The organism is Aeromicrobium sp. (assembly GCF_025965075.1).
Classification (GTDB): domain Bacteria; phylum Actinomycetota; class Actinomycetes; order Propionibacteriales; family Nocardioidaceae; genus Aeromicrobium.
The window spans coordinates 1-18,244 of sequence record NZ_JAOPXQ010000067.1 but is presented as its reverse complement, the minus strand read 5'-3'; the positions used below and the strand labels follow the sequence as shown (position 1 = coordinate 18,244).

19 protein-coding genes, 1 tRNA gene and 1 pseudogene are annotated in these 18,244 nt (G+C 69.4%); 11 read left to right on the top strand and 10 right to left on the bottom strand.

All coding sequences use genetic code 11. The features are described from left to right. Positions 1 to 283 precede the first annotated feature (283 nt). A pseudogene (locus JWQ91_RS16465) lies at positions 284 to 382 on the top strand (DUF2188 domain-containing protein); the annotation flags it as partial. On the opposite strand, the gene JWQ91_RS04305 reads toward JWQ91_RS16465, so the two are convergent. Together JWQ91_RS04305 and JWQ91_RS04300 are read right to left on the bottom strand one after the other, a co-directional pair. Further along, positions 379 to 513 (bottom strand): DUF1883 domain-containing protein, encoded by a 135-nt coding sequence (locus JWQ91_RS04305; protein ID WP_297781280.1) that lies wholly within the window; start codon positions 511 to 513, stop codon positions 379 to 381. The pseudogene JWQ91_RS16465 and the gene JWQ91_RS04305 overlap by 4 nt on opposite strands. Positions 514 to 792: 279 nt before the next feature. After that, positions 793 to 875 (bottom strand) — tRNA-Leu (locus JWQ91_RS04300). 146 nt (positions 876 to 1,021) lie between these two features. On the opposite strand from JWQ91_RS04300, the gene JWQ91_RS04295 reads away from it, so the two are divergent. The 6 genes from JWQ91_RS04295 to pknB all read left to right on the top strand — a co-directional run bounded on the left by JWQ91_RS04295 (position 1,022) and on the right by pknB (position 8,215). Continuing rightward, positions 1,022 to 1,741 carry a DUF3662 and FHA domain-containing protein gene (locus JWQ91_RS04295; protein WP_297781278.1) on the top strand — a complete coding sequence of 240 codons (720 nt, stop codon included), beginning with the start codon at positions 1,022 to 1,024 and terminating at the stop codon, positions 1,739 to 1,741. After that, positions 1,741 to 2,220 (top strand): FHA domain-containing protein, encoded by a 480-nt coding sequence (locus tag JWQ91_RS04290; RefSeq protein ID WP_297781275.1) that lies wholly within the window; start codon positions 1,741 to 1,743, stop codon positions 2,218 to 2,220. The genes JWQ91_RS04295 and JWQ91_RS04290 overlap by 1 nt, the downstream gene beginning before the upstream one ends. A gap of 3 nt (positions 2,221 to 2,223) precedes the next feature. Beyond that, positions 2,224 to 3,513 carry a protein phosphatase 2C domain-containing protein gene (locus JWQ91_RS04285; protein ID WP_297781272.1) on the top strand — a complete coding sequence of 430 codons (1,290 nt, stop codon included), beginning with the start codon at positions 2,224 to 2,226 and terminating at the stop codon, positions 3,511 to 3,513. Continuing rightward, entirely contained in the window at positions 3,510 to 4,883 is a 1,374-nt protein-coding gene (locus tag JWQ91_RS04280) for an FtsW/RodA/SpoVE family cell cycle protein (RefSeq protein WP_297781283.1), read from the top strand. The genes JWQ91_RS04285 and JWQ91_RS04280 overlap by 4 nt, the downstream gene beginning before the upstream one ends. Continuing rightward, positions 4,880 to 6,352, top strand: coding sequence for a penicillin-binding protein 2 (locus JWQ91_RS04275; RefSeq protein ID WP_297781269.1), 1,473 nt, complete (start codon positions 4,880 to 4,882; stop codon positions 6,350 to 6,352). Before JWQ91_RS04280 ends, JWQ91_RS04275 begins: the two co-directional genes overlap by 4 nt. A 105-nt stretch (positions 6,353 to 6,457) precedes the next feature. After that, positions 6,458 to 8,215 carry a Stk1 family PASTA domain-containing Ser/Thr kinase gene (pknB, locus tag JWQ91_RS04270; protein ID WP_297781266.1) on the top strand — a complete coding sequence of 586 codons (1,758 nt, stop codon included), beginning with the start codon at positions 6,458 to 6,460 and terminating at the stop codon, positions 8,213 to 8,215. A gap of 10 nt (positions 8,216 to 8,225) precedes the next feature. Here pknB and JWQ91_RS04265 read toward each other — a convergent pair whose 3' ends face one another. Continuing rightward, positions 8,226 to 8,954 (bottom strand): DUF881 domain-containing protein, encoded by a 729-nt coding sequence (locus JWQ91_RS04265; protein ID WP_297781263.1) that lies wholly within the window; start codon positions 8,952 to 8,954, stop codon positions 8,226 to 8,228. A gap of 93 nt (positions 8,955 to 9,047) precedes the next feature. On the opposite strand from JWQ91_RS04265, the gene JWQ91_RS04260 reads away from it, so the two are divergent. Beyond that, positions 9,048 to 9,293 carry a cell division protein CrgA gene (locus tag JWQ91_RS04260; RefSeq protein ID WP_297781260.1) on the top strand — a complete coding sequence of 82 codons (246 nt, stop codon included), beginning with the start codon at positions 9,048 to 9,050 and terminating at the stop codon, positions 9,291 to 9,293. Positions 9,294 to 9,369: 76 nt separating this feature from the next. Here JWQ91_RS04260 and JWQ91_RS04255 read toward each other — a convergent pair whose 3' ends face one another. Together JWQ91_RS04255 and JWQ91_RS04250 are read right to left on the bottom strand one after the other, a co-directional pair. Then, positions 9,370 to 10,041, bottom strand: coding sequence for a rhomboid family intramembrane serine protease (locus JWQ91_RS04255; RefSeq protein WP_297781257.1), 672 nt, complete (start codon positions 10,039 to 10,041; stop codon positions 9,370 to 9,372). Positions 10,042 to 10,196: 155 nt separating this feature from the next. Then, positions 10,197 to 10,727 (bottom strand): peptidylprolyl isomerase, encoded by a 531-nt coding sequence (locus JWQ91_RS04250; protein WP_297781254.1) that lies wholly within the window; start codon positions 10,725 to 10,727, stop codon positions 10,197 to 10,199. A 108-nt stretch (positions 10,728 to 10,835) separates the two neighbouring features. Here JWQ91_RS04250 and JWQ91_RS04245 point away from each other — a divergent pair, with 108 nt between their 5' ends. Both JWQ91_RS04245 and JWQ91_RS04240 read left to right on the top strand, forming a co-directional pair. Next, positions 10,836 to 10,967, top strand: coding sequence for a hypothetical protein (locus JWQ91_RS04245; protein ID WP_297781252.1), 132 nt, complete (start codon positions 10,836 to 10,838; stop codon positions 10,965 to 10,967). After that, positions 10,964 to 11,740 (top strand): enoyl-CoA hydratase/isomerase family protein, encoded by a 777-nt coding sequence (locus JWQ91_RS04240; protein ID WP_297781250.1) that lies wholly within the window; start codon positions 10,964 to 10,966, stop codon positions 11,738 to 11,740. The genes JWQ91_RS04245 and JWQ91_RS04240 overlap by 4 nt, the downstream gene beginning before the upstream one ends. A gap of 134 nt (positions 11,741 to 11,874) precedes the next feature. On the opposite strand, the gene JWQ91_RS04235 is transcribed toward JWQ91_RS04240, so the two are convergent. From JWQ91_RS04235 to JWQ91_RS04215, 5 genes are read right to left on the bottom strand one after another with little or no spacing between them, the layout of a single operon-like run. Next, the gene (locus tag JWQ91_RS04235; protein ID WP_297781247.1) at positions 11,875 to 12,225 is read right to left on the bottom strand and encodes a DUF3817 domain-containing protein; all 351 of its coding nucleotides are present in this window, start codon (positions 12,223 to 12,225) and stop codon (positions 11,875 to 11,877) included. Continuing rightward, entirely contained in the window at positions 12,222 to 12,971 is a 750-nt protein-coding gene (locus JWQ91_RS04230) for an SURF1 family protein (protein WP_297781246.1), read from the bottom strand. Before JWQ91_RS04230 ends, JWQ91_RS04235 begins: the two co-directional genes overlap by 4 nt. Next, entirely contained in the window at positions 12,968 to 14,245 is a 1,278-nt protein-coding gene (gene glyA, locus JWQ91_RS04225; protein ID WP_297781243.1) for a serine hydroxymethyltransferase, read from the bottom strand. The genes JWQ91_RS04230 and glyA overlap by 4 nt, the downstream gene beginning before the upstream one ends. Before the next feature lie 55 nt (positions 14,246 to 14,300). Continuing rightward, positions 14,301 to 14,960: a response regulator transcription factor gene (locus JWQ91_RS04220; RefSeq protein WP_297781240.1), complete on the bottom strand. Its 660-nt coding sequence runs from the start codon at positions 14,958 to 14,960 to the stop codon at positions 14,301 to 14,303. Next, the gene (locus tag JWQ91_RS04215; protein ID WP_297781237.1) at positions 14,957 to 16,546 is read right to left on the bottom strand and encodes a GAF domain-containing protein; all 1,590 of its coding nucleotides are present in this window, start codon (positions 16,544 to 16,546) and stop codon (positions 14,957 to 14,959) included. Before JWQ91_RS04215 ends, JWQ91_RS04220 begins: the two co-directional genes overlap by 4 nt. Before the next feature lie 469 nt (positions 16,547 to 17,015). Here JWQ91_RS04215 and JWQ91_RS04210 point away from each other — a divergent pair. Continuing rightward, the coding region (locus tag JWQ91_RS04210; protein ID WP_297781234.1) for an ABC transporter substrate-binding protein at positions 17,016 to 18,244 on the top strand (1,229 nt) is incomplete at its 3' end.

The following is an 18,244-nucleotide window of genomic DNA, read 5'->3' as shown; positions in this document are numbered from 1 at the left end:
CTTTGGAACATCGTTCTGTTTAACGTGTGATGCCGATTACAGTAGGTGGGATCGATCGATCGGTCAAGTCATGCGCCAAGAAACAGTGTGGGGGCCCGCAAATCAGGTCCCCTTCGGGGGAGTGTGGCGCCGCAGGTCACACCTCCGACACGCCCGACACCCGGCCTCAACATCTTCTCGACACACCGCACCTCTCGACGTCAAACTGCGCGAATCCTGCGCGGTCCAGACTTGAAGGGAGCGAGCCTCGTGGCTCGGCCAGTACAGAAGGCAGGTCGTCCGCGCCGGCGCCGACCGCGCATCATCGGTCCACCCCACCCAGGTCGACGCTGAAGCTGCCGGACGCGCGACAGCCCAACGCCAAGAAGTCGAGTTCCTCTAGTTGCTTGAGTCCATGAGGAGGTCGTTGGCCTGGTTGCCGAGGGTGACGACGACGGTCGCGCCCTTGCGGAGCTGGCCGAGGTCGTACTTGACGCCCAGCCTCGCCGACAAGGTCGCACTGGACACCACCATCGACGACATCGCAGAACAGATCGCGTCGGTGGTCCTCGAGACCGTGAACGCATGACGTCTGGAACGCGTTCCGGGACAACGCCGTCCGATGCGCATCGCGCCGCCAACAGAGTTGAGATCCCGCGGAGGCAGGGCCCTCCGACCGGGGCCTGCTCTCGCCAACGTGACCGAGGCGCTGCCGACGCGGGAGGCTCGACCCCTCCCGGGCACGAAGAAGGGCTGGAACCCGGAGGTTCCAGCCCTTCTTCATGTCTTTTTGGGAGTACTCCCACCATTGAGTGCGCGAGGGGGGATTTGAACCCCCACGCCCTTGCGGACACTGGCACCTGAAGCCAGCGCGTCTACCATTCCGCCACCCGCGCATCCGGTCCCTGAGGACCGAAATGAAGTCTAACAGGCGTCTCGGGGTAGGTTTCCCGGTGGCTGCCACTGTGGGCGACTCGCCTCTTCAGCCTCGCCGGATACGATCGCAGGGAACACCACGACGACGACAGAGAGGCGGAGGCCGATGGCGGGGGTGCTGCAACGGTTCGAACAACGCCTGGAGGGCGCCGTGACCGGCGCGTTCGCCCGGGCGTTCCGCAGCGCCGTGCAACCGGTCGAGATCGCCGCCGCGCTGCAGCGTGAGGTCGACAACTCCGCGCACATCCTGTCGCGCGAGCGGATGCTCGTGCCCAACGACTTCACGGTCGAGCTGTCCCCGCCTGACTTCGAGCGGCTCAACCCGTTCAGCTCGACGCTGTCCGACGAGCTGTCGACCCTGGTCAAGGAGCACGTCGCCGAGCAGCGATACACGATGGCCGGCGCGCTCACGATCTCGTTCAAGCAGACCGGCGAGCTCAGCACCGGCCGGTTCCGGGTGCGCAGCCGGACGACCGCCGCCGTGACCCCCGTCGTGGGTCAGCGGATGGGCGACACCGCCGTGCGTACGTCGAACGTCGTGCTCGAGGTCAACGGGATGAAGCACCCGCTGACCGCCCCCGGCGTCGTGATCGGCCGCGGCAACGAGGCCGATCTCAAGATCGACGATCCCGGCATCTCCCGGCGCCACGCGCAGATCAAGATCCACCAGAGCGGCGCGGAGACGACCGTCACGATCGTCGACCTTGACTCGACCAACGGCGTCGTCCTCAACGGCCACCGGGTCGCGACCGCCGTCGTCGGCAACGGCTCGGAGATCCGCCTGGGCAACACCGTCATCGTGATCCGTACGACCGAGGGCGCCTGATGTCCGAGCTGACGCTGACCCTGATCAAGCTGGGCTTCCTGGCCGTGCTGTGGCTGTTCGTGCTGTCCGCCGTCTCGGTCATCCGGTCCGACATCTTCGGCACCAAGGCGCCGTCGACGCCCCGCAACGACAAGCAGAAGGCGCCGTCGGCCAAGACCAAGACACGGAGCCGCAAGCCCCCGCGGGGCGTCCCGACCAAGCTGCAGGTCGTGTCCGGTCCCAACGCGGGGCAGAGCGTCCCGCTCGGCGAGGGACCGATCCTGCTGGGTCGTGGCACCGACGCCGCAATCCGGCTCGACGACGACTACGTCTCGACCCGCCACGCGCGGTTCGCGACCAACGGGGAGCAGTGGTTCGTCGAGGACCTCGGCTCGACCAACGGCACCTATCTCGGCAGCCAGCGCATCACGACCCCCATCCCGATCGGTCTGGGCATCCAGGTTCGCCTGGGCAAGACCATCGTCGAGCTGCAGAAGTAGGCCATGACCGCTCTGAGCTACCGCTACGTCGCCCTGACCGACACCGGTCTGCGCCGTTCGACCAACCAGGACTCCGGCTACGCCAGCGACCGGCTCCTGGTCATCGCCGACGGCATGGGCGGCGCCGCGGCCGGCGACCTCGCCTCGTCCGAGACGCTGCACATCGTCCGCCAGCTCGACCGCGACCTGGACGTCGACGCGCTCGACGCGCTCGAGCGGGCCGTGCACCGGGCCAACGACCGGCTCGCGGAGCTGATCCGCAAGGACCCGTCGGTCGAGGGCATGGGCACGACGCTCGAGGCGATGCTGTGGGACGGCGAGAAGCTCGCGGTCGCGCACCTCGGCGACTCCCGGGCGTACCGCCTGCGGGGCGGCACCCTCACGCAGATCAGCGCTGACCACACGTTCGTGCAGAGCCTCGTCGACGAGGGCAAGATCTCGCCGGCCGAGGCCCGCGTGCACCCGCACCGCTCCCTGCTGCTGCGGGCGCTGCTCGGCCGTGACGACAACGACGCCGACCTCACCTGGCTCCAGCCCATGCTGGGCGACCGCTACCTGCTGTGCAGCGACGGGCTGACCGACATGGTCACCGACGACGTCATCCGCGTCGCGCTGCAGTCCGAGACGATCGACATGGCCGCGACCGAGCTCGTCCGGCTCGCGCTCGAGAACGGCGGCGTCGACAACGTCACGGTCGTCATCGCCGAGTTCGTCGAGAAGGGCACCGATCCCGACGAGCACCTGTCGTCGTCGGACGGCCAGCCCCAGCTCGTGGGTGCCGCCGCCAGCCAGGCCCGGCCCCGCACGGGTGAAGCGACGACGGATCGTGATGATCCGGGCGAGTTCGATCCCGAGGAGCTGCGCTACGCACCGCGCCCGCCCAGCGGCCGTCGCCGGCTGCGGGGTCTCGCGATCGTCCTGGTCATCGCCGCCCTGGTCGTGGTGGCCGGCAGCCTCGCCTACAGCTGGACGCAGAAGCAGTACTTCGTCGCGGCCAGCGAGGGCCGGGTCACGGTCTTCCGCGGCGTCCAGGCCAACATCCCGCTGCTGGACCTGGACCACGTCGAGGAGCGGACCAGCATCACGCTCGCGTCGCTGTCGGACTTCCAGCGCAAGCAGGTCGAGGCCGGCATCGAGGCGTCCAGCAAGGACGACGCGCTGCGCACCATCGCGGCCCTCGACGTACGCACGCCGACCCCCGAGCCCACCGAGACCCCCACGCCGAAGCCGACGTCGAAGCGCACGACGAAGTCCACGGCGTCTACAGCATCCAAGACCGCGTGGCTGCGATGACCACACCCGCCTGGGTTCCCCGCAAGCGGCGGGGGGCCGAGTTCTTCCTGACGGTCCTGGCCGTCCTGATCGGCATCTTCGCGTACGCCGCGGTGGGCCTCGGCGCCGAGGGCACGATCCCGGCCGACACCTACAAGCTGGGCTTCGCCCTGATCCTGGTCGCCGTTGCGACGCACCTCATCGTGCGGCGGGTCGCGCCGTACGCCGATCCGGTGCTGCTCCCGCTGGTCATCGCGCTCAACGGCCTGGGGCTCGCCATGATCTACCGGCTCGACCTCGGCCGCCAGCAGATCAACCCCGACCGGGCGGCGTTCGCCAACTCCCAGCTCGTGTGGACCGCGGTCGGGATCGTCGCGTTCGCGGCGATCATGATCCTGATCCGCGACCACCGCCGCCTGCAGACCCTGACCTACACGTTCGGCGCCGCCGCGATCGCCCTGCTGATCCTGCCGCTGCTGCCGGGCATCGGCCGCACGATCAACGGCGCCCGCATCTGGGTCGTGTTCCTCGGCTTCAGCTTCCAGCCCGGTGAGATGGCCAAGGTGTGCCTGGCGATCTTCTTCGCCGGCTACCTCGTCGTCAAGCGGGACGCCCTGGCCCTGGCCGGCCGCCGCGTCCTGGGCATCGACCTGCCGCGTGGCCGTGACCTCGGCCCGATCCTCGGCTGCTGGCTCATCAGCGTCGGCATCCTGGTCCTCCAGCGCGACCTCGGCTCCTCGCTGCTGTTCTTCGGCCTGTTCGTCGTGATGCTCTACGTCGCGACCGAGAGACCGGGCTGGATCGTGGTCGGCGGGCTCCTGTTCGGCCTCGGCGCCTACTTCGGCTACGCCGCGTTCAGCCACGTCCGGGTGCGCTTCGACGCCTGGCTCGACCCGTTCGGGGACCCGGACCGCAACGGCCAGATCATCAACGGCCTGTTCGGGCTGGCCCACGGCGGCGTCCTCGGCCAGGGGCTCGGCCAGGGCAGCCCGCAGCTCACGCCGTACTCCTTCTCGGACTTCATCGCCGCATCGATGGGCGAGGAGCTGGGCCTGACCGGCCTCATGGCGATCCTGCTGATCTACGGGCTGATCGTCGAGCGCGGCCTGCGCATCGCGCTGACCTGCCGTGACGCCTTCGGCAAGCTCCTCGCGGCCGGCCTCGCGTTCTCCTTCGCCCTGCAGGTGTTCGTCGTCATCGGCGGCGTCACCCGCCTCATCCCGCTGACGGGCCTGACCACGCCGTTCATGGCGCAGGGCGGCTCCTCGGTCGTCATGAACTGGGCCATCATCGGCCTGCTGCTGCGCATCAGCGACCAGACCCGTCGTCCCGCTCCCGAGATCTCCACGTTCGACAGCAACGAGGAGACCCAGGTGGTGAAGATGTCATGAACCGTCCCATCCGCAACATCGCCATCGCGTGCCTCGTCCTGTTCGTGGCGCTGCTGATCAACGTCAACTACGTGCAGTTCGTCCAGGCCGACAGCCTCAACGCCAAGAACGGCAACAAGCGGGTCATCAACGAGGAGTTCTCGCGCGACCGCGGCACGATCCTGGTCGACGGCAAGCCCGTCGCCGAGAGCGTCAAGAGCAAGGACGAGTACAAGTTCCAGCGGCGCTACCCCGAGTCGACGCTGTACGCCCCGCTGACCGGCTACTTCTCGTACGTCTTCGGGCGCAGTGGCATCGAGAACTCGCAGAACCGCGTCCTGTCGGGCAGCGACAACCGGTTGTTCGTCAACCGGGTCGTCGACCTGATCTCCAACAAGCAGCCCAAGGGGGGCAGCGTCGAGCTGACGATCGACCCCTTGGCGCAGAAGACCGCCGCCGACGGGCTCGAGGCGCTCGGCAAGGGCACCAAGGGCGCCGTCGCCGCGATCGACCCCAAGACCGGTGCGGTCCTCGCGATGGTCTCGCAGCCGTCCTACAACCCCAACAAGCTCGCGAGCCATGACTTCGCCGCGGTGCAGCGGTCGTGGAACAAGATGACGACCGACAAGGACCAGCCGATGGTCAACCGGACGACGCAGCAGACGCTGCCGCCCGGGTCGACATTCAAGCTCGTGACCGCCGCCGCGGCGCTGGAGAACGGCGTCGTCGACAACATCGACGACAAGGTCAAGGCCGGCGCGACGCTCCGCTTCCCGGGCTACGGATACACGCTGCCCAACGAGAACGGCTCCAACTGTGGTGGGGACCGGATCACGTTCGAGCAGGCGCTCAATGTCTCGTGCAACGTCGCGTTCGGCGGGCTGGCGCTCAAGGTCGGCCAGGACGACCTCGCGGCGCAGGCCGCCAGGTTCGGCTTCGGCACCGACCCGCTGACCGGGCTCGCGATGAACCCCAGCCGGTTCACGTCGCCCGACGCCAAGCTCGAGCCGCCACAGCTCGCCCAGTCCGGCATCGGCCAGTTCGAGGTCGCCGCGACGCCGCTGCAGATGGCGATGGTCGCCGCGGGCATCGCCAACGACGGCAACGTCATGAAGCCCTACGTCGTCGACACCGTCCGCGCCCCCAACCTGCGCGTCCTGGACAAGACCCGGCCCGAGCGCCTCAGCGAGGCGGTCAGCTCCTCCAACGCCCGCAAGCTGCAGGACATGATGATCAGCACGGTCCAGGTCGGCACCGCGACCTCCGCCCAGATCCCGGGCGTCGAGGTCGGCGCCAAGACCGGCACCGCGCAGTCCACCACGGACCGCCCCCCCTATGCCTGGTTCGTCTCGTACGCCAAGGACGGTGACGACGAGGTTGCCGTCGCCGTGCTGGTCGAGTCGAGCAACACCGCCCGCAACGAGATCGCCGGCGGCCGACTGGCCGGACCGATCGCCAAGTCGGTCATGGAGGCTGTGCTCGGCAAATGAGTACGCATCCACGAGGTCCACGAGGTCCACGAGCGAGCCCGGCGCCGGTGAGCGCGCAGTCGCGCACCGAGGCATACCGATGAAGCACTTTGGGAGATTGACACCATGACCGAATCCGGCGACGAGACGATCCGCCTGGGCGACCGCTACGAGCTCGGCGGGCTGCTGGGCCGCGGCGGCATGGCCGACGTGCGGGTCGGCCGCGACCTCCGCCTCGGCCGCACCGTCGCGGTCAAGCAGCTGCGCACAGACCTGTCGGCGGACGACACGTTCCAGGCCCGCTTCCGGCGCGAGGCGCAGTCCTCGGCGGCGCTCAACCACCCGTCGATCGTCGCGGTCTACGACACCGGCGAGTCGATCGACCGGCACGGCAGCCACGTCCCCTACATCGTCATGGAGTACGTCGAGGGGCAGACCCTGCGCGACATCCTCCGGGGCGCCGAGAACGGTCGCAAGATCCTGCCCGAGCGGGCGCTGTCGATCACGGCCGACGTGCTGGCCGCGCTGGACTACAGCCACCGCTCCGGCATCATCCACCGCGACATCAAGCCGGCCAACGTCATGCTGACCCCGTCCGGCCAGGTCAAGGTCATGGACTTCGGCATCGCCCGGGCGATCGCCGACACGTCCTCGGCGATGACCCAGACCGCCGCCGTCATCGGCACGGCGCAGTACCTCTCGCCGGAGCAGGCCCGCGGTGAGACCGTCGACGCCCGCAGCGACATCTACTCGACCGGCTGCCTGCTGTACGAGCTGCTGACCGGTCGCCCGCCCTTCATCGGCGACAGCCCCGTGTCTGTCGCCTACCAGCACGTCCGCGAGGAGGCCCGTCCTCCGTCGCAGCTCAACCCCGACGTCAGCCAGGCGATCGACAACATCGTCGCCAAGTCGCTGGCCAAGCGGGTCGAGGACCGTTACCAGAGCGCCGGCGACATGCGGAAGGACATCGAGCGGGTCCTGGCCGGCCAGGCGGTCGACGCGCCGACCACCACGACCGCGGTCGTTCCCGGTGCCACCGCGGTCGCGCCCGCGGCCCCGGCCCTCCCGCCGCCGAGCGACGTGGATCCCGAGGAGGACGAGGACGGCCGCCCCAACTGGCCGGCGATCCTCGGCATCGTCGCGGCGATCGCCGCCGTGCTCCTCGCGGTCCTGTGGTTCGCCGGTGTCTTCGACAACGAGGAGAAGCCACCCACGCTGAAGGCCGTCACCGACGTCAGCGGCAAGGACGTCGACACCGCCACCCGGGCGCTGGAGAACGCCGGCTTCGTCGTCGGGGACCGGACCGAGCGGACCAGCGCCGACGTCGACGCCGGCGACGTGATCGAGACCGACCCGCCCGCCGGCGAAGAGGTGGACAAGGGCAGCACGGTCAACCTCATCGTCAGCGCGGGCCCCGAGCAGGTCGCCATCCCCAACCTGATCGACTACTCCTACTCCGACGCCAAGCGCCTGCTCCAGGACCAGGGACTCAAGGTCAAGCGGCAGACCCAGGACAGCTCGGAGACCAAGGACTCGGTCCTCAACTCCAACCCGCCGGCCGGCGTCAAGGTCGACGTCGGCTCGACCGTCACGCTGATCGTGTCGAAGGGCCAGGTCACGGTGCCGAACGTCGTCGGCAAGGACATCGAGGAGGCCACCGCGATCCTCGAGGACCTCGGGCTCAAGGTCGACGCGACCGAGGACGCCGCCTCGCCGGCCCCGGAGAACCAGGTCACCGAGCAGTCGATCGCGGCGGGGCAGAACGTCTCACCCGACTCGACGATCCGGCTGACATACGCGACCAGGCCCGAGCCGGACCCCGATGCCGCCGATGCCGACGCCGACGGGGGCGGGCCGCTCGACGACGGGCTCGGTGGCGACTAGGCCAGTACAGCTAGGACAGCGCCTTGGCGTGCTGCAGGGCGATGGGGTTGGCGTACGCCTTGACCTTGACCTCGGCAACCGGCTCGATCTTCAGGCCCAGCTGGTAGGCGTCGACGTAGTCGGCGTAGGTCGCGGTCGCGAACGACGAGTCGATCGCGGCGCGCATCGCGCCCTGGTCGCCGATCGCCTCGATGACGTACGGCGGGGCGTACGGCACACCGTCGAGCACCACGGTGTTGCCGACGCACGTGATCCCGCTGGTCGAGATCAACCGCTGGCCCTGCAGCGAGATCGCCTCGGCGCCGCCGGCCCACAGGGCGTTGACGAAGGCCTGGATGTCCTGCTGGTGCACGACGAGCTGGTTGGGGTCGACTCCCGGGAAGCTCAGCCCCTTGGGGGAGTCGGTCAGCGTGACCCGCATGCCGGGGCCGCTGACCGCGGTCAGGCCCGTCGCCGGCTCGAGCTTCGCGACCCGGGCGCGGATCTCGTCGAGCGGTCCGCTCGAGACGCTGGCGGAGAGCCCGTCGATCGCCTCGCGCAGCGACCGCGCGTCGTCGCGTCGGTCGTCGATGCGCTGGGACCGCTCCCGCAGCAGCGAGGCGACATCGCCGCCGGCGGGCCGCAGGTCGCTCCCGTCGGAGCTGACAGAGGCCGCCACGAACAGGAATCCGCTGAGCGCGAAGATGCCGAGGACCGCCAGGGGCCAGCTCTGGCGGGCGTGGGTTCCGCCCTTCGACATGCCGCACTCCCTTCGTCGTCGGTCGCGGACTAGGCTATCGGAGACCACCCCATCGAAAGCGGCCCTCGCGTCGCAGCACCTACCGGAGACGTCGTGGCCAGAGACAAGACCCCCCAGGGCCCCAGGCCCCAGAAGATCGGCAACCGCTGGGCCGGACCGGCGATGGTGACCTCGGCGATCATCGGTCTGATCTGGATCGTGGTGTTCTACGTCCTCAACGGGCAGACGATCGACTACCCCGGCTTCCTCGCCTGGTACGAGGACCTCGGCAACTGGAACCTCGTGATCGGCATGGGCTTCATCGTGGCGGCCTTCGGCTTCGCCATGAAGTGGGAGTGAGTTACACGCGTGTAGTTATCCACATCGGTGTGCACAGCTGTGCACACCGGTCCTGACGTCGTCCCGGCGGGCCGGTTCAGGGCAGCAGGGCGTTGGTGCGCAGGACGATCGCGATGATCATCGCGATCCACAGGGCGGCCAGCACGCCGACCTGGACCAGCGTGCGGTGCTTGCGCGGGGCGTAGGCGAACGCCGCACCCAGCACGAGCCCGCCGAGGAAGCCGCCCAGGTGTCCCTGCCAGCTGATGTTGCCCTGTGTGCTGATCAGCGCGTTGATCGCGAGCAGCACCAGCAGGCCGCGGACGTCCTGGCGGGCGCGCAGCAGCAGGATCAGCGCCATCGCGAAGAGCCCGAACACGGCGCCGGACGCGCCGATCGTGTTGATGCGGGGATCGGCCAGCAGGTAGACCAGCACCGACCCGGTCATCGCGGAGGTCAGGTAGGCCGCGGCGAACCGCCACGTGCCGAGGGCCCGTTCGACGAACGGGCCGAAGAGGTACAGCGCGTACATGTTGAACGCGAGGTGCAGGATGCTGCCGTGCAGGAACGCCGACGTCACCAGCCGCCAGTAGTCACCGTCCGCGACGCCGTAGCCCCACAGGGCGCCGTCATCGAAGATCGCGCCGCCGCGGTCGCCGGTGGCGACCTGCAGGACGTACGCCGCGACGTTGATCCCGATGAGGACCAGCGAGACGATGCCGTCCCGGCCGGACACGGCGCCCCCCGCGATGGTTCGCGGGGAGCGCACGGTCCTGGCCCCTTCGGCGATGCACGACGGGCACTGGAACCCGACCGATGCCTCGCGCATGCACTCCGGACAGATCAGCCGCTCACACCGTTGGCACGAGATGTAGGCCTCGTGGTCAGGATGCCGGTAGCAGCGATAGTCCGAAGCGGGTGTGCTCATCCCTCGGAGCGGTTGATCGTCAGCTTCTCGACGACGACGGGCTGCGTGGGACGGTCGAAGCCGTCGGTGGCGACGACGCCGATCGCGTCGACGACGGCCTTGCTGGCCTCGTCCACGACCTCGCCGAAGATCGTGTGCTTGCGGTTGAGCCACGCCGTCGGGACGAGCGTGATGAAGAACTGCGAGCCGTTCGTGCCCGGTCCGGCGTTGGCCATGGCCAGCAGGTAGGGGCGGTCGAACTGCTTCTCGGGGTGGAACTCGTCCTCGAACGTGTAGCCGGGGCCACCCGTGCCGGTGCCGAGCGGGTCGCCGCCCTGCAGCATGAAGTCCTTGATGATGCGGTGGAAGCCCAGGCCGTCGTAGAACGGCTTGGTCGCCACCTGACCGGTGGCGGGGTCGACGAATTCCTTGGTTCCTTCGGCCAGGCCGACGAAGTTCTCGACGGTCTTGGGGGCGTGGTTGGGGAAGAGCTCCACGACGATGTCGCCGTGGTTGGTCGTGAAGGTCGCGGTGAGCTGCGAAGACACAGGGGATTCCTTTCGATGTGCTGGCCCCATCTTTTCATGCGTCGACAACATCGGCCCGGCGCCGGGCGGGAGCGGCGGCGGCGCGTTCGGCTGGCTAGGCTGGGCGACATGTCGACATCTTCTGGCGGACATCCTGTCCGCAAGCTCCTGCTCCTCGCGCTCCTGGCGCTGGCCGTGCTCGGCGCCCGCCAGGCCCTCGCCGACAAGGGCGGGTCGTACGACCCGGCGCCGACCACGTGAGCGTCACGGTCGAGCGGACCGCCGACGACATCGCGGTCCTGACCTTCAGCGCGCCACCGGTCAACCTCTACTCCCTTGAGCTGCACGACGAGCTCGACCGGGCCCTCGACGAGGTCCTCGCCTCGCCGCCCCGGGCCCTGCTGATCCGGGCCGAGGGGAGGATCGTGTCCGGCGGCGTCGACGTCGCGCAGTTCCACGCCCGGACGACCAAGGCCGACACGCTGGCGCTGTACGACCGGATGCTCGAGCTGCCCAACCGGATCGAGGCGTTCGACTTCCCGACGTTCTTCGCCGCCCATGCGCTGACCCTGACCTGGGCGTTCGAGGTCGCGGTGGCCTGCGACCTGATCCTGGCCTCGGAGAAGGCGAAGTTCGGCCTGGTCGAACGGGTCATCGGACTGACGCCGACGATGGGCGGCACGCAGCGGCTCGCCGCCCGGGCCGGGGTCGGCCGGGCCAAGGAGTTCGTCTTCACCGGTGACCTCTACGACGCCGCGACGCTCGAGCGGTGGAACGTCGTCAACCGGGTCCTGCCGGTCGACGGCTTCGACGAGGCCGCGCTGGCGTTCGTCCGCAGCATCGCGGTCGGGCCGACCCGGGCGTTCGGCGCCGCGAAGCAGATCCTGCGGCACTTCGAGGCCGGCGGCGTGCCGGAGGCCAACGCCCACACGACCGCGATCGCCGCGGAGCTCTTCGACACCGACGACCTGCAGCGCGGGATGGAGTCCTTCCTCGCCGACGGCCCCGGCAAGGCAACGTTCACGGGTCGCTGATCGCCCCGGACGTCGGTTTACCACGGTCCCTGAGGAGCTTGGCGCATCCCGCAGGAAGCATCCTGCGGGGTGCGCCAGGTTGCTGCGGGGGGACGCCCGACGCCGCCAGTTTTCTGAGGGACCGTGGTAAACCGTCAGAAGGTGTCGGGCTCCGCGGTCGTGGGCTGGGCGGCGCGGACGGCCCGGGTGGCGCGGTGCTCGGCCCAGAAGCTGACGACGGGGATCGTCCCGGCGAGCAGGGTCGTGATCGTGAACGGGATCGTCCACCGGGCGGCGCGGGCCAGCAGGGCGGCCGTGACCAGGAAGATCATGTAGAGCCAGCCGTGGGCGACGCCGAGGTAGGTCGTGATGTTCTCCCCGAGCTCCTGCGCCGACGACCCGTCACCGGCGAGGTACTTCAGCGGCACCCCGACGAGGATCAGGATGATCAGCAGGACGCCGACGATGTTGGCCATGACGCGGTAGCGGAGCAGCTCGGACTTCACGAGTCCGAGGCTACCTTCGCCCGCGAAGCCGCCCTGCTCTCGGTCGCCATGCGCCACCACATGAAGACCGCGAACGCGCCGAACACCCACCACTGCAGGGCGTACGCGAGGTTGCGCAGCCCGACGGTCCACGACACGTCACCCGGCTGCGGAGGCGGGACCAGGTCCAGGCCGCCACTGACCGCGGCGTCGGTGCTGATCGCGTAGCCGGCCCACAGGTCGTACGGCAGCACGTTGAGCAGCGTCGGGATCCGGACCGAGCCGATCGTGCCGCGGTCGGGGTCGTACGCCGCGGCGTTGCCCTCGCCGGGCTCGAGCACGCCGTCGAACGTCACGGCGCCGCGCGGGACGGCCGGCAGCTCTCCAGGCGTCGCGGACCAGCCGCGGACGACCATCAGGGCGTCGCCGTCGATCAGCACCGGCGCGAGCAGCCACGCGCCCGTACGCCCGTCCTGCTCCTTGTCGACGACCCAGACCTGCTGGTCGGCGGGGGCGAACGTGCCGGTGATCGTCACGGGTCGGTGGTTGAGCCGGCTCGTGAACGGCTCGGCGACGTCCCACAGCCCGGCGAACGCGACCCGGGGGACGTCCTGCTTGTCGGCGCGCTCGCCCTCCTTGCGGGAGTCGTAGACGCCGGCCTGCCACAGCCCCATCAGGACGCAGAACACCACCGCGACGACGGCGAAGACGTGCAGGCCGACCAGGCCCGGGGTGAACCAGCGTCGGACGGCCCCGCCGCGGGTCACGCCGTGAAGGGGGTGATGTCCGGGTAGAGCGGGAAGCGCTCAGCCAGGACGGTCACGCGCTTGCGCAGGCCCTCGAGGTCGACGTCGCCGGGCTGCAGCGCCGCCGCGATGATCTCGGCCACCTCGGTGAACTCGTCGGCGCCGAAGCCCCGGGTCGCCAGCGCGGGCGTGCCGATCCGCAGGCCCGAGGTCACCATCGGCGGCCGCGGGTCGTTGGGGACCGCGTTGCGGTTGACCGTGATGCCGGCCTCGTGCAGCCGGTCCTCGGCCTGCTGGCCGTCGAGCTCGGAGTCGCGCAGGTCGACCAGGACCAGGTGGACGTCGGTGCCGCCGCTCAGGACCTTGACGCCGGCAGCGGTCATGTCGTCGGCGAGCAGACGCCGCGCGAGGATCTGCGCCCCCTCGATCGTCCGCTCCTGGCGCTCCTTGAAGCCCGGCTCGAGCGCCATCTTGAACGCCACGGCCTTGGCCGCGATGACGTGCTCGAGCGGCCCGCCCTGCTGGCCCGGGAAGACCGCCGAGCGCATCTTCTTGGCGATCTCGGGGTCGTTGGTCAGGATCGCGCCACCGCGCGGACCGCCGAGGGTCTTGTGCGTCGTGGTCGTGACGATGTGCGCGTGCGGCAGCGGGCTGGGGTGCAGGCCGGCCGCGACGAGACCCGCGAAGTGCGCCATGTCGACCCACAGGCGGGCGCCGACCTCATCGGCGATCTCGCGGAACAGGGCGAAGTCGAGCTGGCGGGGGTACGCCGACCAGCCCGCGATGATGACGGTCGGGGAGTGCTCGCGGGCGAGTGCGCGCACCTCGTCCATGTCGACCAGGCCCGTCTCGGGCACGACGTGGTAGGCGATGGGGTGGTAGAGCTTGCCGGAGAAGTTGAGCTTCATGCCGTGCGTCAGGTGTCCGCCGTTGGCCAGGTCCAGGCCGAGGATCGTGTCACCGACCGTGGCGATCGCGTGCAGCGCGGCGGCATTGGCCGTGGCGCCCGAGTGCGGCTGCACGTTGGCGTAGTCGGCGTCGAACAGCTGCTTGAGCCGGTCGATCGCGATCGTCTCGACCTGGTCGACGAACTCGCAGCCGCCGTAGTAGCGCTTGCCGGGGTAGCCCTCGGCGTACTTGTTGGTCAGCACGCTGCCCTGGGCCTCGAGCGCGGCGACGGGCGCGAAGTTCTCCGACGCGATCATCTCGAGCGTCGACTGCTGGCGGTGCAGCTCGGCATCCAGAAGCGCTGCGATGTCGGGGTCGAACTCGGACAGGTGCTGATCGTGGCTCATGACGTCAAGAGTAACGGTCGGCCCCCACCCGCGGCCGCCCCCTTGGGGCTCCGGCTCAGCGGTCGGACTGGTTGCGCGACGCCTGCCGCGTCACGAGCACCGCGGCCTGCGTCCGGCGCTCCAGGCCGAGCTTGGACAGCAGCTGCGTCACGTAGTTCTTGATCGTCTTCTCGGCGAGGAACATCTCGCCGGCGATCTGCCGATTGGTCAGGCCCTCGCCGATCAGGGTCAGGATCCGGCGCTCCTGCTTGGTCAGTGCCGCGAGCGGGTCGTCGGCCGGCTGGCCCTCCCGGATGCGGGTCAGCACGCGCTGCGTCACGGCGGGGTCGAGCAGCGACTGACCCCCGGCGACCCGGCGCACCGCGTCGACGAGGTCCGTGCCGCGCACCTGCTTGAGGACGTAGCCCGCGGCGCCGGCCATGATCGCGGCGAACAGCGCGTCGTCGTCGTCGTACGACGTGAGGATGATGACCGCGATCGACGGGTCCGCGGAGCGTACGTCCCGACAGACCTCGATGCCCGAGCCGTCGGGCAGTCGCGCGTCGAGCACCGCGACGTGCGGCTTGACGACGGGGATGCGGGCCGCGGCCTCCTTGGCCAGGCCGGACTCGCCGACGACCTCGATGTCGGGCTCCTGCTCGAGCAGGTCCTTGAGGCCTCGCCGGACGACCTCGTGGTCGTCGAGCAGGAACAGTCGGATGGGTGTCTGGGTCATGTCGCCCTCCTGGGTACCGTCCAGTGGATCATGGTGCCTCCCGGACTGCTGTCGATCTCACAGCTGCCGCCGAGCAGCTCGGCCCGCTGACGGATGTTGCGGAGCCCCGTGCCGACCTTCGCGGCACCGAGCCCCCGTCCATCGTCGCCCACCCGGAGGTCGATCTCGCTGCTGACGTCGAGCTCGAGCAGCACGCGGGAGGCCTCGGCGTGCCGGACGATGTTGGACAGGGTCTCGCCGACGACCGCGAGCAGGTGCTCGCGCACGACGTCGGACACGACGCCGTCGACCGGGCCGGTCAACCGGACCTCCGGGCGGAAGCCGAGGAGCTTGGCGGCGTGGTCGACGGAGTGCTCGATCTGCGAGCGCAGGTCCTTGGCGTCCGGCGAGGTGCCGAGCGCGAAGATCGTCCGGCGGATGTCCTTGATCGTCTCGTCGATGTCGTCGATCGCGGACGACAGCCGGACCGCCGCGCTGGGGGAGGAGACCAGCTTGGTCGTGTTGTCGAGCATCAGGCCGATGCCGAACAGCCGCTGGATCACCAGGTCGTGAAGGTCCCGGCCGATCCGGTCACGGTCCTCGAACACCGCCAGCAGCGCCTGGTCCTCCTGTGCGCGGGCGACCTGCAGGACCAGCGCGGCCTGGTCGGCGAAGCGTTGCGGCACGGACGGGTCGAGCTCCCACCGGTCGGTCTGGTGACCCTTGAGCCAGCCGACCACCATGGCGCCGGCGTCCTCGGAGCTGCGCAGCGGCAGGACCATGAGCGAGCCGAGATCCGGCCAGCCGGGGGTCTTGTGCGCCTCGTAGCGGGGCTCGAGCTCGGTGTCGGGGACGACGATCGTCTGGAGCAGCCGGGCCGCGTCGCCGGCGATGCTCCGGTCGGTGCTGATCGTCTCCTCGACGATCCCCTCGGGGGGCATGCCCGAGACCGCGCGGACGATCAGCGAGCTCGCGTCCCTCGGCATCAGCAGCGCCACGAAGTCCGAGGCGGCGACGTCCCGGGCCCGGTCCGCCACGAGCTGCAGCGCCGTGGGGCGCGAGATCGGTGACAGCAGTGCCGTCGTGATCTCGGCCGCGGCCTCGAGCCATAGCCGCTGCCGCTCGCCCTGCTCGTAGAGGCGCGCGTTCTCGATCACGACACCGGCGGCCGAGGCCACCGCCGCGGCGAGCTCCTCGTCCTCGCGGCTGAAGCCCGCACCGTTGCGCTTGCCGATCAGGTAGAGGTTGCCGAACAGGAAGTCGTGGATGCGGACCGGGACGCCGATGAACGCCGACCGGCTCTCCTCGGGACCCGCGTCGGGGCCCGGCTGCGGGGCGGGCTGCTCCAGCAGGGTCACCAGGAGCTGCCGGCCGGGGTGCTGGTTGTCGACCACACCGGCGATGCCGTAGGCCGCGAACGACCCGATCCGGCGGTCGGAGCGGCGGTCGAGCACGTCCAGGAAGCCGCTCTCGGCGTCGACGAGATCGCCTGCCTGGCGCAGGATGCGCTCCAGCAGGCCGTCCAGCGAAAGATCGGACGACATCGACGCGACGGCGTCCAGCACGCCTCGCAAGCGGTCTCCCGCGACCTTGGCACTCCCAGCCATGTCACTCCCTTTCGGGCCAGCGTACGTAACTGGGCCGACACTTACCGAGGTTTTGGCGACCTTTGCGGACCCGGGCGAGGACGTAGGTCCCTGTGTGGAGGGGTCGCGCCGGACGAGGATGAGTGCAACGAACTCGTGTCGTGACTCACGGCTCTCCCGCCACGGTCGCCAGCGGATCTCCCTCCGCCCGGCCAGAGGATGGCGGTCACCTCTCCCGGTGCCCGGCATGAACGGCTCGAGCGAGCTGGACGTACTGCGACGTTCCAGGTCTCGGCCCCCACTGCGCACGCCGCGGCGGGGGCCTTCGTACACGACGGAATGCGCCGCGGCAGTAACCGAAATGCAATCATTCAGACCCGCACGGGCCTCTCGGGCGCGTGTAGCGTGCGGAAAAGGCTCGGTCCATCATGTGGACAACTCCGCCGTCGTCCGGACGGGCGCGGCTCGAACTCGTAGGAGAACAATGAGAATGTTCCGTCGGGGAACCGCGGTCATCGCGGTGTCCGCCATCGCCGGAGTGGCGTTGGCAGCGTGTGGCTCGGGCAAGGGCGACGACGCCAGCGGCTCGGGCATCGTCGTCGGCACCACGGACAAGGTCGTCTCGATCGACCCGGCCGGCTCGTACGACAACGGCTCGTCCAACGTCCAGACGCAGGTCTTCCAGTACCTCCTCAACTTCCCCGAGGGCAGCACCGAGCTGACCCCGGACGCCGCCGAGAAGTGCGACTACGACACCCCGACGACGTACGTCTGCACGATCAAGCCGGGCCTGACGTTCGCCAACGGCAACGAGCTCACCGCGTCCGACGTCGCCTTCAGCTTCAAGCGTGTCGTCGACATCGCCGACCCCAACGGCCCGTCCTCGCTCCTCGGCGCGATGAAGAGCGTCGAGGCCACCGACGACAAGACCGTGACCTTCACGCTCAACGCGCCCAATGACCAGACGTTCCCGCAGATCCTCGTGACGTCGGCCGGCCCGATCGTCGACGAGGAGACCTACCCGGCGGACAAGCTTCTCGACGACGACGCCGCGGTCAAGGCCAACGGCTTCTCGGGTCCCTACACGATCGCGAAGTACAGCAAGAACCAGCTCGCGGAGTTCAGGGCCAACCCGGACTACGACGGCACGTACGGCAAGGCGACGACCAAGCAGGTCACCTTCAAGTACTACGCCAAGGCCGAGAACCTCAAGCTCGACATCAAGAACAAGGACATCGACGTCGCGTACCGCTCGCTGACGCCGACCGACATTGCCGACCTCGACAAGACCGACGGCGTCAAGGTCTACACCGGCGCGGGCGGCGAGCTGCGCTACATCACGTTCAACCTCAAGACGATGCCCGGTGACAGCAAGGAGCAGAAGCTCGCGATCCGCCAGGCCATGGCCGCGTCGGTCGACCGTGCCGAGCTGTCCAAGCAGATCTACAAGGACACGTTCACCCCGGCGTACTCGATGGTCCCGAACGGCCAGGCCGGGGCGACCGAGCCGTTCAAGGACGTCTACGGCGAGACCCCGGACAAGGCAAAGGCCAAGAAGTTCCTGGACGACGCCGGCGTCAAGGCTCCCGTCACGATCAAGCTGCAGTACAACCCCGACCACTACGGCTCCAGCTCGGACCAGGAGTACAACGCGGTCAAGCGTCAGCTCGAGGCGACCGGCCTGTTCAACGTCGACCTCCAGTCGACCGAGTGGGTCAC